The sequence below is a fragment of the Ruegeria sp. CF2 genome (assembly GCF_056537385.1).
The window spans coordinates 844,066-857,446 of record NZ_JBQFRL010000001.1; the positions used below are offsets into that span (position 1 = coordinate 844,066).

At 63.1% G+C, this 13,381-nt stretch carries 13 protein-coding genes; 9 read left to right on the forward strand and 4 right to left on the reverse strand.

Annotation, left to right across the window (positions count from 1 at the left end):
* Positions 1 to 7: 7 nt before the first annotated feature.
* From ACR0IR_RS04130 to ACR0IR_RS04140, 3 genes are all read right to left on the reverse strand, one after another.
* Positions 8 to 712: a GNAT family N-acetyltransferase gene (locus ACR0IR_RS04130; RefSeq protein WP_170363679.1), complete on the reverse strand. Its 705-nt coding sequence runs from the start codon at positions 710 to 712 to the stop codon at positions 8 to 10.
* Positions 713 to 718: 6 nt separating this feature from the next.
* On the reverse strand, positions 719 to 2,011 hold the full coding sequence (locus ACR0IR_RS04135; protein WP_170363678.1) for an O-acetylhomoserine aminocarboxypropyltransferase/cysteine synthase family protein: 1,293 nt from the start codon (positions 2,009 to 2,011) through the stop codon (positions 719 to 721).
* A gap of 72 nt (positions 2,012 to 2,083) precedes the next feature.
* Positions 2,084 to 3,079 (reverse strand): hypothetical protein, encoded by a 996-nt coding sequence (locus ACR0IR_RS04140; protein WP_480778975.1) that lies wholly within the window; start codon positions 3,077 to 3,079, stop codon positions 2,084 to 2,086.
* A gap of 151 nt (positions 3,080 to 3,230) precedes the next feature.
* Between ACR0IR_RS04140 and ACR0IR_RS04145 the strand changes: the two genes are divergently transcribed.
* The 3 genes from ACR0IR_RS04145 to preA all read left to right on the forward strand — a co-directional run bounded on the left by ACR0IR_RS04145 (position 3,231) and on the right by preA (position 6,732).
* Positions 3,231 to 3,863 carry a cupin domain-containing protein gene (locus ACR0IR_RS04145; protein WP_170363676.1) on the forward strand — a complete coding sequence of 211 codons (633 nt, stop codon included), beginning with the start codon at positions 3,231 to 3,233 and terminating at the stop codon, positions 3,861 to 3,863.
* Positions 3,864 to 4,023: 160 nt separating this feature from the next.
* Positions 4,024 to 5,358 carry an NAD(P)-dependent oxidoreductase gene (locus ACR0IR_RS04150; protein ID WP_170363675.1) on the forward strand — a complete coding sequence of 445 codons (1,335 nt, stop codon included), beginning with the start codon at positions 4,024 to 4,026 and terminating at the stop codon, positions 5,356 to 5,358.
* A 69-nt stretch (positions 5,359 to 5,427) separates the two neighbouring features.
* On the forward strand, positions 5,428 to 6,732 hold the full coding sequence (gene preA / locus ACR0IR_RS04155; RefSeq protein ID WP_170357546.1) for an NAD-dependent dihydropyrimidine dehydrogenase subunit PreA: 1,305 nt from the start codon (positions 5,428 to 5,430) through the stop codon (positions 6,730 to 6,732).
* A 43-nt stretch (positions 6,733 to 6,775) separates the two neighbouring features.
* Here preA and ACR0IR_RS04160 read toward each other — a convergent pair whose 3' ends face one another.
* On the reverse strand, positions 6,776 to 7,384 hold the full coding sequence (locus tag ACR0IR_RS04160; RefSeq protein ID WP_093961802.1) for a TetR family transcriptional regulator C-terminal domain-containing protein: 609 nt from the start codon (positions 7,382 to 7,384) through the stop codon (positions 6,776 to 6,778).
* A 171-nt stretch (positions 7,385 to 7,555) separates the two neighbouring features.
* On the opposite strand from ACR0IR_RS04160, the gene ACR0IR_RS04165 reads away from it, so the two are divergent.
* The 6 genes from ACR0IR_RS04165 to ACR0IR_RS04190 all read left to right on the forward strand — a co-directional run bounded on the left by ACR0IR_RS04165 (position 7,556) and on the right by ACR0IR_RS04190 (position 13,369).
* The gene (locus ACR0IR_RS04165) at positions 7,556 to 8,806 is read left to right on the forward strand and encodes a Zn-dependent hydrolase (protein WP_170363674.1); all 1,251 of its coding nucleotides are present in this window, start codon (positions 7,556 to 7,558) and stop codon (positions 8,804 to 8,806) included.
* A gap of 72 nt (positions 8,807 to 8,878) precedes the next feature.
* Positions 8,879 to 10,333 carry a dihydropyrimidinase gene (hydA, locus tag ACR0IR_RS04170; RefSeq protein ID WP_170363673.1) on the forward strand — a complete coding sequence of 485 codons (1,455 nt, stop codon included), beginning with the start codon at positions 8,879 to 8,881 and terminating at the stop codon, positions 10,331 to 10,333.
* A gap of 51 nt (positions 10,334 to 10,384) precedes the next feature.
* Positions 10,385 to 11,182: an ABC transporter ATP-binding protein gene (locus tag ACR0IR_RS04175; protein WP_170339630.1), complete on the forward strand. Its 798-nt coding sequence runs from the start codon at positions 10,385 to 10,387 to the stop codon at positions 11,180 to 11,182.
* Positions 11,182 to 11,613 (forward strand): GNAT family N-acetyltransferase, encoded by a 432-nt coding sequence (locus ACR0IR_RS04180; protein WP_170363672.1) that lies wholly within the window; start codon positions 11,182 to 11,184, stop codon positions 11,611 to 11,613. Before ACR0IR_RS04175 ends, ACR0IR_RS04180 begins: the two co-directional genes overlap by 1 nt.
* Positions 11,610 to 12,527 (forward strand): ABC transporter permease, encoded by a 918-nt coding sequence (locus ACR0IR_RS04185; RefSeq protein WP_170363671.1) that lies wholly within the window; start codon positions 11,610 to 11,612, stop codon positions 12,525 to 12,527. The genes ACR0IR_RS04180 and ACR0IR_RS04185 overlap by 4 nt, the downstream gene beginning before the upstream one ends.
* Positions 12,524 to 13,369: an ABC transporter permease gene (locus ACR0IR_RS04190; protein WP_170363670.1), complete on the forward strand. Its 846-nt coding sequence runs from the start codon at positions 12,524 to 12,526 to the stop codon at positions 13,367 to 13,369. Before ACR0IR_RS04185 ends, ACR0IR_RS04190 begins: the two co-directional genes overlap by 4 nt.
* The last annotated feature ends 12 nt before the right edge of the window (positions 13,370 to 13,381 follow it).

The following is a 13,381-nucleotide window of genomic DNA, read 5'->3' on the forward strand; positions in this document are numbered from 1 at the left end:
GTCAGCTTTAGCTGCGGGCCATCAGCGGTTTACGTTGTTGGCCTGCGGCATCGAAATTCTCGGGTGACAGCCAGGTTTCGAACGCCTGCCGGATGCGTGGCCAGTCCGTGTCGACGATCGAAAACCACGCCGTGTCGCGGTTGCGCCCCTTGTAATGGGTGGCTTGCCGAAATTCGCCTTCGAAGACAAAACCCAACCGTTCGGCGGCCCGGCGCGACGGGGCATTCAGCGCATCGCATTTCCATTCGTAGCGGCGATAGCCCAACTCATCGAACACGCGGCGCATCATCAGGAACATCGTCTCGGTCGCGACCGGCGTGCGCTGCATCAACGGCGAAAAGTGGATGTGTCCCACCTCGATCACGCCGGCATTGCCGTCGATACGCAGGTAGGACGCCATCCCGACGGGCTGTCCGTCTTGGTCCAGAACCGTGTGGAACAGCGGATCGTCCCCCGTGCAGGTCTGGGCCAGCCAGGCGGCGAACCCCGCTTGCGAGTCGAACGGGCCGTAGGGCAGGTAGGTCCAGTTGCGCCCGTCGGTATCGGCAACAAACGCCCGGAACAGGCCGGGCGCATGCGCATTCACATCCAAGGGCACCACGCGGCAAAACCGCCCGTGCATGGGCGCGCGGGGCGGGGCCGGGCGCGGGAACTCCCCCGCAACCGGCAGGCCCACGGGCTGGCCCAATGCGTTGATCCTGTGCCCCGGCATTTCTGACTAGGCGCAGGCCTTGGACAGCGCCTGATCGAGATCGGCGATCAGATCGTCGGCATCCTCGATCCCGATCGACACCCGCACCACGTTCGGCCCGGCGCCGGCGGCCTCTTGCTGCTCGGGGGTCAGTTGCCGGTGCGTGGTCGAGGCCGAATGGATGATCAGCGACCGCGCATCGCCCAAATTGGCGACGTGGCTGAAGATCTCGAGCGCGTTCACCAGCTTGACGCAGGCGTCATAACCGCCCTTGACCGCAAAGGTGAACAAGGCCCCGGCGCCTTTGCGGTAATGCTTCTTGACCCGGTCGTGATAGGGCGACGAGGGCAGGCCCGCATAGGTCACATAGTCCACGCGGTCGTCCTGTTCGAGCCAGGCGGCGATCTTCTCGGCGTTTTCGACATGGCGCTGCATACGCAGGCTGAGCGTCTCGATCCCCATCAGCGTGTAATGCGCCGCCTGCGGGTTCATCGTCATGCCCAGATCGCGCAGGCCCACGGCGATACCGTGGAAGGTGAAGGCCAGCGGGCCGAAGGTTTCGTGGAACTTGAGGCCGTGATAGGCAGGCTCCGGCGCGCTGAGCGAGGGAAACTTGTCATTGGCGGACCAGTCGAACTTGCCCGAATCCACGATGCAGCCGCCGGTCACCGTGCCATTGCCGGTCAGGTACTTGGTGGTCGAATGCACGACCAGCGTGGCGCCATGCTCGATCGGGCGGCACAGATAGGGGGTGGCCGAGGTGTTGTCGACGATTAGCGGAATACCGGCGGCATCGGCCACATCGGCCAGTGCGCGGATATCGGTGACATAGCCGCCCGGATTGGCGATGGATTCGCAGAACACCGCGCGGGTATCGTCGTCGATGGCGGCCTTCACCGCATCCAGATCATCGGTATCGACGAACTTGGCTGTCCAGCCAAAGCGCTTGATGGTCTGGCTGAACTGCGTGACCGTCCCGCCATACAGCCGGGTCGAGGCGACCACGTTGCAGCCCGGCCCCATCAGCGGGAACAGCGCCATGATCTGCGCCGCGTGCCCCGAAGAGCAGCATACCGCGCCAACGCCACCTTCCAGCGTCGCCACCCGTTCCTGAAGGACTGCAACGGTGGGGTTGGTCAGGCGCGAATAGATATAGCCGACCTCTTGCAGGTTGAACAAAGCGGCCGCGTGATCGGCATCGCGGAACACATAAGCCGTGGTCTGATAGATCGGGGTCTGGCGCGCGCCGGTCGCCGGATCAGGGCGGGCGCCCGCGTGAATTTGCAGCGTATCAAAGCCATAGGTGGGGCCGTCGGACATCCGTCACTCTCCTGTTGGGTATATGCGTTGCAGAATCTCTAGGCGATTGCCGGGCCCGGCACAATGTCCGCGTCAGCGCAGCCACAGCCCCTTGTTCTTTATGACCTTGCGGATGGCCTGCTCGCGCTGGGGCAGGTTGTCCCGGTCGAACATGGCGCGGATCTTGGCGCCCTTACCCTGATAGACCAGCCGTTTCAGCGGGTCATAGTTCTTGAGCACCTTCTTGACCTTGTTGGGCGCGGCGACGGTTTCCAGCACCTCGACCACCCGGTCGCTGTCGCGCGCATAGAGCAGCGGGAACAGGCGATAGTGGCAGCTGACCGAGCCATCCAGCAGGCCCGAGGGCAGAACATCGCGCCCGCCGCCAAGCGCGTGGATGACCAGCGGCAGCGCCGCCTGGTCCAGCCACGGGTCCAGGTTCTGGCCGGTCAGGGCGGGGATCTCTTCATCCCGGATGGTGCGGGCATAGTCCAGAAACCGTGCGCCGAATTGGCGGGGGCATTTGTAGAAGAAATAGCCCGCATTGAAATACAGGTACCGCCTCCAGTATTCTGCCGGTTGGGTCGGGTCGATCGAGCTTTGGAAATCCAGCCCGAACCGATCATAGAGCGCCCGCCAGATGCCATCGAACCCCGGCCCGTACAGGGTTGGCTTGGGCCAGGTGCCCTCGACCTTCTGCGACGCGCCGGGCCGGTCGAAATCGAACGGCACCGCGGCCAGGTCGCCGGTGATCAGCGTGTCGGTGTCGAAGAACACGAAGGGCTCACCCACGGGCAGGGCGGCCAGCGCTTCGATCTTGTTGCCATAGGGATAGCTTTCGCCGAACACCTCGGACGAAAAGGGCAGGATCTCAGCATCGAGCTGTTTCAGCGCCTTCAGAACATCCTCGTTGCGGATGCTCGGGTCCTGGCTCCAGCGCGGGCCGGGTTGTGGAACGCCCACGAACAGGCGGCCCGAAAATCCGGGCGCGGAATGGCGCAGCGAGGCGGCGAACAGAACGGATTCGTATTGTAGGCGGTTGTTCTGCCCGATGATCAGGATGTTGAATTTCTGCCGGTCTGCCTGCATCTGCGCCTTCCGTTCGGGGCGCTTGCCCGCCCCTTGCCGTTGGTTTCGACCTACAGCATCGCTGAACCTGCGTCAAAACCGTTGACGCCGCGTGTTTGAAATCGGGCCCGGCACGCCCATGTTGATGGAGAGGACCAGACAGGAGCGCGACATGCGGATCAATGCGGATTTCACCCAGCGGGTGGCGGTGCACTTCGACCAGACCGAATGGGTGGCCTCGCCTGCCGCAGGGGTCGAGCGCAAGATGCTGGATCGGATTGGGGACGAGGTGGCGCGCGCCACCACCATCGTGCGCTTTGCCCCCGGCAGCGCCTTTGCCGCCCACACCCATGACGGGGGCGAGGAATACCTGGTTCTGGACGGCGTTTTTCAGGACGAGACCGGAGATTTCCCGGTGGGCAGCTATGTTCGAAACCCGCCGACCTCGTCGCATACGCCCTCTGCCAGCCAAGGCGCGACGATCCTGGTCAAACTGCACCAGTTCGACCCGAACGACCGCACCACCGTGCGCCGCTCGATCAACGGTGCGGACCAAGTGCCGCTGTTCAAGGACGACTATGAAATGGTCGAAATGCGCAGTTGCCCGCCCGGTCAGGTCGTACCGATTGACGCACCCGGCGGGGCCGAGGTCTTTGTGATCGATGGCGGTTTCACCGAACAAGGCGAGGATTTCGCCCGATGGGACTGGCTGCGTCTGCCGCCCGGAACGCGCACCGAATTGCGAGCAGGACCGGATGGCGCCCGTGTCTGGATGAAATCAGGGCACCTGTCCGGTATGGTCTGAGGCCGGTTCCGCCTGAAAAACGGGCAAATGCCACCAAAAAACCGAGTCATTCGGCCCGGTTTTCGCTTTTTTGACCAATTGGCAAATTTTACCAATTGATAAAATTTTTGTTTGTGGCAAGCTGGTCTCAATAACAAACATATCTACAGGGAGTAGAGTGATGGCACAGGGCCAGATGGCACCCGGCATCGTCGCCGGGCGGCTTTCCAGCGATGAGCTGACCTCGAATTTCACCGATCTGCATCCGCCTCTGGCGCCGCACGAGGCCGCCGTGGCCGCCGATCGGTGTTATTTCTGCTATGACGCGCCGTGCGTGACGGCCTGTCCGACCGACATCGATATCCCGCTGTTCATCCGGCAGATTCAGGCCGGACAACCGGAGTCGGCGGCGAAGACGATCCTCGATCAGAATATCCTGGGCGGCATGTGCGCCCGTGTGTGTCCGACCGAAACGCTGTGCGAGGAAGCCTGCGTGCGCGAAACGGCCGAGGGCAAGCCGGTCGAGATCGGGCGCTTGCAGCGGTACGCGACCGACACGCTGATGCAGGCCGGTGTGCATCCGTTCACACGCGCGGCCCCCACCGGCAAGACCGTGGCAGTGATCGGGGCAGGGCCGGCGGGGCTGGCCTGTGCGCATCGTCTGGCGATGCTGGGCCATGACGTGGTGATCCACGAGGCGAAACCCAAACCCGGCGGGCTGAACGAGTACGGGATCGCCGCATACAAGGCGACCAATGACTTTGCCCAGGCCGAGGTGGACTGGCTGCTGAAGATCGGCGGCATCGCGATTGAAACCGGATCGGTTCTGGGCGACACGATCTCGTTGGACGGATTGTTGGAGGCCTACGACGCGGTCTTCCTGTCAATCGGCCTTGCAGGCGTCAACGCCTTGCGCGCGCAAGGGTCGGACAAGGACGGCGTCAGGAATGCTGTCGACTTCATCGCAGATGTTCGGCAAGCATCCGATTTGGCAAAACTGCCGGTAGGCCGAAATGTGGTGATTATCGGCGGTGGAATGACGGCCGTGGATGCCGCGGTGAAATCCAAGCTGCTGGGGGCCGAACATGTGACCATCGCCTATCGCCGCGGCCGCGACGCAATGGGCGCCAGCCGCTACGAACAGGATCTGGCCGCATCCCACGGCGTCCGAATTTTGTGCAACGTTCAGCCGGTGGCAATTCACGGAAACGGAGCGGCGGCCGAGATCGAATTGGAGTATACTGCCACCGTAAATGGCACGTTGACCGGCACGGGCGAAACCATTCGCCTGCCTGCGGATCAGGTTCTGAAGGCGATCGGTCAGACCTTGGATGGTGCGCCGGAAGGTTTGGAACTCGACGGCAACAAGATCGCCGTTGACGCAACCGGGCGCACCTCGGTTCCCGGGGTCTGGGCCGGCGGAGACTGTGCCGCAGGTGGCGAGGATCTGACCGTGACCGCCGTGGCCGAGGGCCGCGATGCCGCGATGGACATTCACGCCAGCCTGAGTGCCTGAGCAGGGCGTCGGCGCGTGAATATGTGTGACAGAACGAAGATGCATCTTCGCATCAGGGAGGCCGGATAAATGGCTGATTTGAAAACGAACTTTTTGGGTATCGAAAGCCCCAACCCCTATTGGCTGGCCTCGGCGCCGCCGACCGACAAGGAATACAACGTTCGCCGCGCCTTCGAGGCCGGATGGGGTGGCGTCGTGTGGAAAACGTTGGGGTCCGAAGGGCCGCCGGTGGTCAACGTGAACGGCCCCCGGTACGGGGCGATCTACGGGGCCGACCGGCGTCTGCTGGGCCTCAACAACATCGAACTGATCACCGACCGGCCGCTCGAGGTGAACCTCGAGGAGATGGCCCGCGTCAAAGCGGATTACCCGGATCGCGCCCTGATCGCCTCGATCATGGTGCCGTGCGAAGAGGAGGCGTGGAAAGCCATCCTGCCGCGCGTGGCTGAAACCGGCGCCGACGGGATCGAGCTGAACTTCGGCTGCCCGCACGGGATGAGCGAGCGCGGCATGGGCTCGGCCGTGGGGCAGGTGCCCGAATACATCGAAATGGTCACCCGCTGGTGCAAGAAATACTATGACCGCCCGGTGATCGTGAAGCTGACGCCCAACATCACCGACATTCGCAAGCCGGCGGCTGCGGCCAAGAACGGCGGGGCCGACGCGGTGTCGCTGATCAACACGATCAACTCGATCACCAGTGTCAATCTGGACACGTTCAGCCCCGAACCTTCGATCGACGGCAAGGGCAGCCACGGCGGCTATTGCGGCCCGGCGGTCAAGCCGATCGCCCTGTCGATGGTCTCCGAGATCGCCCGCGCCGAGGCGACCCAAGGCCTGCCGATCTCGGGCATCGGCGGGGTGACCACGTGGCGCGACGCGGCCGAGTTCATGGCGCTGGGCTGCGGCACGGTGCAGGTGTGCACCGCGGCGATGACCTATGGGTTCAAGATCATCGACGAACTGACGGCGGGTCTGTCGCAGTGGATGGACGAGAAGGGATACTCCAACGTCTCGGAAATCGTCGGGCGGGCCGTCCCGAACGTGACCGACTGGCAGTATCTGAACCTGAACTACGTCGCCAAGGCCAAGATCGATCAGGATCAGTGCATCAAGTGCGGCCGTTGCTATGCGGCCTGCGAGGACACCAGCCACCAAGCCATTTCCATGTCGTCCGACCGCGTGTTCGAGGTGATCGACGAGGAATGCGTGGCCTGCAACCTGTGCGTGGATGTCTGCCCGGTCGAGGGCTGCATCTCGATGGTGCCAATGGCGGCGGGTGAGGTCGATCCGCGCACCGGCAAGGTGGTTCAGCCGGACTATGCCAACTGGACGACCCACCCGAACAACCCGATGGCCAAGGCCGCCGAGTGACCGGCGTCAGATCACCAAAAGGGGCCGCGCTGCGGCCCTTTTTTCATGGGGTCAGCAGTTTTCGGTACAGGGTATCGATGAAGGGCGCAGCCCCTTCGAACGGGTCTTCGTCGCCCAGGATCGCGCGCACCTGAACATCGAAATCCGCATAGTGCTGGGTCAGCGCCCAGATCGAAAAGATCAGGTGATGTGGGTGCAGGCGGGCGATTTTGCCCTGGTCCATCCAGTGCGTCAGAACGGCCGCCTTCTGATCGACCAGCGCCTTCAGATCGTTCGACAGGGCGTCATGGATGCGGGGCGCGCCCTGCACCAACTCATTCGCGAACAGGCGGCTTTCGCGCGGCAACTCGCGGCTCATCTGCAGCTTGCGCTTGATGTACGAGAGGATCTCCTCCATCGGCTCGCCGTTTTCATCAAGGTCGTGCAGCGGCGCCAGCCAGGTGTCCAGCAGGCCGGACAGAAGCGCGGTGTGGATCGCCTCTTTGGACGGGAAATAATACAGAAGGTTCGGCTTGCTCAGCCCGGCCTCGGCCGCGATCTGATCGACGGTCGCCCCGCGAAAGCCGTGGGCCGAGAACACGTTCAGCGCGGCCTCGAGAATCGCGGCGCGGTTCTTTTTCTGAATTCGGGTCGGGGCGCGGTCTTTGGGCATGTATGCAGGGCGTCTCTTTTTCGAACAAGCAGGTGTTGAATATGCCGATTTTTGCATCGGCGCGATGCAATTTCTTGACTGATATCGAACCCGTGATAGCGTGAGTTTGACCAGATGGTCAAATCAAGACACCAAAAGCGAGCCAAATCGCAAGCAACAGGGAAGACGAACATGGCAGCTCCGGCGCAGAATCTCAGGATCAATGGCGACAGGTTGTGGGATAGCCTGATGGAGATGGCCAAGATCGGTCCGGGCGTTGCCGGCGGCAACAACCGCCAGACCCTGACCGACGAAGATGCCGAAGGCCGCGCGCTATTCCAGAAATGGTGCGAAGAGGCCGGCTGCACAATGGGTCTTGACCAGATGGGCAACATGTTCGCCATGCGCCCGGGTGCCGATCCCGATGCGCTGCCGGTCTATGTCGGCTCGCACCTGGATACGCAGCCGACGGGCGGCAAGTACGACGGGGTGCTGGGGGTTCTGGGCGCGCTCGAGATCATCCGCACCCTGAACGATCTGAGCATCAAGACCAAACACCCGATCGTGGCCACCAACTGGACCAACGAAGAGGGCACGCGCTTCGCCCCCGCCATGCTGGCCTCGGGCGTGTTCGCGGGGATGCACACCCAAGACTGGGCCTATGACCGCGAGGATGCCGAGGGCAAGAAATTTGGCGACGAGTTGCAGCGCATCGGTTGGCGCGGCGATGAAGAGGTCGGAGGCCGCAAGATGCATGCCTTCTTTGAGCTGCATATCGAACAGGGCCCGATCCTCGAGGCTGAGGGCAAGGATATCGGCGTCGTCACGCATGGCCAGGGCCTGAGCTGGACCCAAGTGACCGTGACCGGCAAGGACGCGCATACCGGATCAACCCCGATGCCGATGCGCAAGAATGCCGGGCTGGCGATGGCGCGCATTCTTGAAAAGGTGGACGAGATCGCCTGGTCGCACGCGCCCCATGCCGTGGGGGCTGCCGGGCATATCGACGTCTATCCGAACTCGCGCAACGTGATCCCGGGCAAGGTGGTGTTCACGGTCGATTTCCGCTCGCCCGAGTTGGACGTCATCAAGGACATGGAGAACCGGCTGCGCGTCGCAGCCGAGGACATCGTGGATGAGATGGGCCTGCAGGTCGCGTTCGAGAAGGTCGGCGGGTTCGACCCGGTGAAATTCGACGAGACCTGCGTCGCCGCCGTGCGCAATGCAGCCGAGCGGCTGGGCTATTCGCATACCAACATCATTTCGGGCGCGGGGCACGATGCCTGCTGGATCAACCGCGTGGCGCCGACCGCGATGGTGATGTGCCCCTGCGTGGATGGCCTGAGCCACAACGAGGCCGAGGAAATCAGCAAGGAATGGGCAACCGCCGGGGCGGATGTCCTGTTCCACGCGGTCGTCGAAACCGCCGAGATCGTGGAGTAGCCGGGGCCGCGCGCCCCCAATCCGCTGGAAAACCAATAGAGGCGCAACAGACGCGCCCGCAGGGAGTTGAACATGAGCACAGTCATCAAGAACGGAACCGTCGTTACCGCGGATCTGACCTACAAGGCCGACGTCAAGATCGAGGGTGGCGTGATCACCGAAATCGGGCCGGATCTGAAGGGGGATGAGCAACTGGATGCGACCGGCTGTTACGTCATGCCCGGCGGGATCGATCCGCACACGCATCTGGAAATGCCGTTCATGGGAACCTATTCCAGCGATGATTTCGAAAGCGGCACCCGCGCGGCGCTGGCCGGCGGCACGACCATGGTGGTGGACTTCGCGCTGCCGAACCCGGGCGAAAGCCTGCTGGATGCGCTCAAACGCTGGGACAACAAGTCGACCCGCGCCAATTGCGACTATTCCTTCCACATGGCCGTGACCTGGTGGGGCGAGCAGGTGTTCGATGACATGAAGACCGTCATCGAACAGCGCGGCATCAACACGTTCAAGCATTTCATGGCCTACAAAGGCGCCCTGATGGTGAATGACGACGAGCTCTTCGCCTCGTTCAAGCGGCTGGCCGAGCTGGGCGGGATCGCGATGGTCCATGCCGAAAACGGCGACGTGGTGGCCGAGTTGCAGGCCAAGCTGCTTGCCGAAGGCAATACCGGCCCCGAGGCCCATGCCTATTCGCGCCCGCCGCAGGTCGAGGGCGAGGCCACCAACCGCGCCATCATGATCGCCGACATGGCCGGTGTGCCGCTCTATGTCGTGCACACCTCGTGCGAAGAGGCGCATGAAGCCATCCGCCGGGCCCGGATGCAGGGCAAGCGCGTCTGGGGCGAGCCGCTGATCCAGCACCTGACGCTGGACGACAGCGAATATGCGCATCCCGATTGGGACCACGCCGCGCGTCGGGTGATGAGCCCGCCGTTCCGCAACAAACAGCACCAGGACAGCCTTTGGGCGGGGTTGCAGTCGGGCTCGCTGAGCGTGGTCGCCACTGATCACTGCGCCTTCACGACCGAGCAGAAGCGGTTTGGTGTGGGTGATTTCACCAAGATCCCCAACGGAACGGGCGGCCTGGAGGATCGGATGCCGATGCTGTGGACCCACGGCGTGGCGACCGGGCGGCTGACGCCGAACGAATTCGTGGCCGTGACGTCAACAAACATCGCCAAGATATTGAATTGCTATCCGAAAAAGGGTGCAGTTCTGGTGGGCGCAGATGCCGATCTGGTGGTGTGGGACCCGGACAAGACCAAGACCATAAGCGCGGCGACGCAGCAGTCGGCGATCGACTACAACGTGTTCGAGGGGCACGAGGTCAAAGGCCTGCCGCGCTTTACTCTGACCCGGGGACAGGTCGCGGTGCATGATGGCGAGATCCGAACGCAGGAAGGCCACGGTAAATTCGTCGCGCGCGAGGCCAACACCACGGTGAACAAGGCGCTGAGCACCTGGAAAGAGCTGACCGCCCCGCGCCCGGTAGAGCGGTCAGGCATACCGGCGACGGGGGTGTGATGCGCGAAGGTTACCGAACGGGCGAAAAAGCCAAAACTTCAAGGCAGTAGGATGACATCGGAAAGCAATACCCAGCCCGTGATCGAGGCAAAGAATCTCGACCTGACCTTCCAGACCAATGACGGACCAGTGCACGCCCTCAAGGACGTGAACCTGGCGATCGACAAGGGCGAATTCGTCAGTTTCATCGGCCCTTCGGGCTGCGGCAAGACAACCTTTCTGCGCTGTGTCGCTGCGCTGGAGACACCTACGGGCGGCACGCTGACCGTCAACGGCATGACCCCGGACGAGGCTCGCCGAAACCGGGCCTATGGCTATGTGTTTCAGGCGGCGGGCCTGTACCCGTGGCGGACCATCGCCAAGAACATCAAACTGCCGCTCGAGATCATGGGATATTCGGCGCAGGAGCAGGAAGAACGTGTGAATAACGTTCTGGAACTTGTTGATCTTGCAGGTTTTGGTGGAAAATTCCCCTGGCAGCTTTCGGGTGGGATGCAGCAACGGGCCAGCATCGCCCGGGCACTGGCCTTCGACGCCGATATTCTGTTGATGGATGAGCCTTTCGGCGCACTGGACGAGATCGTGCGCGATCACCTCAACGAACAGCTTCTGGCGCTGTGGGCGCGCACCGGCAAGACGATTGGGTTTGTCACCCACTCGATCCCCGAGGCGGTGTATCTGAGCACCAAGATCGTGGTGATGAGCCCGCGCCCCGGGCGGATTACCGATGTTATCGACAGCCCGCTGCCTAGGGAACGGCCGCTGGACATCCGCGACACGCCCGAATTCATAGAGGTCGCGCATCGCGTGCGCGAAGGGCTGCGCGCCGGGCACGGGGACGATGTGTGATGGGCAGGGATGACATCAGACGCGCGACCGAGGCGGATGTGCCGGCCTGCGCGGCGGTGGTCTCGGCCTGGGTCCGCCAGACCGAGTGGATGACGGATGAATTGCCCCAGCAGGAATTGGTGTCGCTGATCGTGCAGGCCTTCCCGGACCGCGAGATGTGGGTCGTGGGCGAACCCGTCGATTGCTACATGTCGGTAGATCCCGCGGCGCAGAAGGTCGGGGCGCTGTATTGCCTGCGGACCAGGCAGGGCATCGGCAAGCGCCTGCTGGACCGGGCAAAACAGGGGCGCAGCTTTCTGTGGCTGACGGCCCATCAACCGAATGTCGCCGCGCAACGGTTCTATCGCCGAGAGGGTTTTGTCGAAACCGGGACCGAGGCCGCAACGCCGCCCGAGACCGTCCCCGTGGTGCGGATGGAGTGGCACGCATGAAGCAGCTTGTTGCCGTTCTGACCGTTCTGTTGGCCATCGTCGTCATCTGGTACGCGGCCTGCATTCCGATGAACATCAAGGGCGTTCTGACCGAACAGGAACGGGCCGGGGCCGAAGTGGTTCCGCCCTCGGCCAAAGACCGCCGCGACATGGGGGAAATCGGCCTGGCGCTGCGCAACAGCTTTGCCATTCCGGCGACCTGGGCGCAGGACCGGCCGCGTCTGCCCGCGCCGCATCAGGTGGGCATCGAGCTGTTGGAGACCACGGTTCAGAAGAAGATCACCTCGAAACGGTCGCTGGTCTATCACGGCTGGGTGACGCTCAGCGCGACGATTCTTGGCTTTGCCATCGGCACGGGGCTGGGCATCCTGCTGGCGGTGGGGATCGTGCACAGCCGGGTGATGGACCTGTCGGTCATGCCCTGGGCCATCGTCAGCCAGACCATTCCCATCATCGCGTTGGCGCCGATGATCATCGTGGTGCTGTATTCGATCGGCATTCAGGGGATCATCCCCAAGGCGGTGATCTCGGCCTATCTGAGCTTCTTCCCGGTGGTCGTGGGCATGGTCAAGGGCCTGCGCAGTCCTGACGCGATGCAGTTGGACCTGCTGCGCACCTATAATGCAAGCAACGGGCAGGCGTTCTGGAAACTGCGCCTGCCGGCCTCGATGCCCTATCTGTTCGCCTCTCTCAAGATCGGGATCGCCGCGTCGCTGGTGGGGGCCATCGTCGGCGAACTGCCGACCGGCGCCGTGGCGGGGCTGGGCGCGCGTCTGCTGGCCGGCAGCTACTACGGCCAGACGGTGCAGATCTGGTCGGCGCTGTTTGCCGCGGCCATTCTTGCGGCCTGCCTGGTGGGCCTGCTGGGCCTGATCGAGCGGGCGGTGTTGAAACGCATGGGGATGGCGCAATGATGATGGTCGGTCTTGCAATCCTTTTGTGGCTGGCCGGTTGGTGGCTAAACACCCGCCTTGCCAGCGGAACCTATGCCGACGCGGGGGCGGTGCGCATTCTTGCGCCGCTGATCTTCGGCCTGACCGTCATCGGGGTGTGGGAATTGCTGGTGCGCGGGCTCGAGGTGCCTCTGGTCATCCTGCCCGCGCCTTCGGTGATCTGGGACCGGTTCTGGGACAGCCTGCCGATCCTGTGGGCCGATTTCGTGCAGACCATCATCAAAGGCGCGCTCAGCGGCTATGTCATCGGGTGCGGCGCCGCCTTCCTGATGGCAATCGCCGTGGACCGGTGGGACTTCCTGCGCCTGGGCCTGCTGCCGGTGGGCAATTTCGTGGCCGCGTTGCCGATCGTGGGCACCGCGCCGATCCTAGTGATGTGGTTCGGGTTCGACTGGCACTCGAAGGCTGCCGTTGTGGTGGTGATGGTCTTCTTCCCGATGCTGGTCAACACGGTGGCCGGCCTGCGCGAGGCCACTGCAATGCAGCGTGACCTTATGGAGACCTATGCCGCAACCTATTGGCAAAGCTTTCTGAAGCTGCGGCTGCCTGCGGCCATGCCGTTCATTTTCAATGGGTTGAAAATTTCCACCACGCTGGCCCTGATCGGCGCTATCGTGGCAGAGTTCTTCGGCTCGCCCACTTTGGGCATGGGGTTCCGGATTTCGACCAGTGTCGGGCAATTGTCGCTGGACATGGTCTGGGCGGAAATCGTGGTCGCGGCACTGGCCGGGACCGCCTTCTACGGTCTGGTCGCCATGATCGAGAAACTGGTGACCTTCTGGCACCCGTCACAACGCAGTTAGGCGGAACAACAA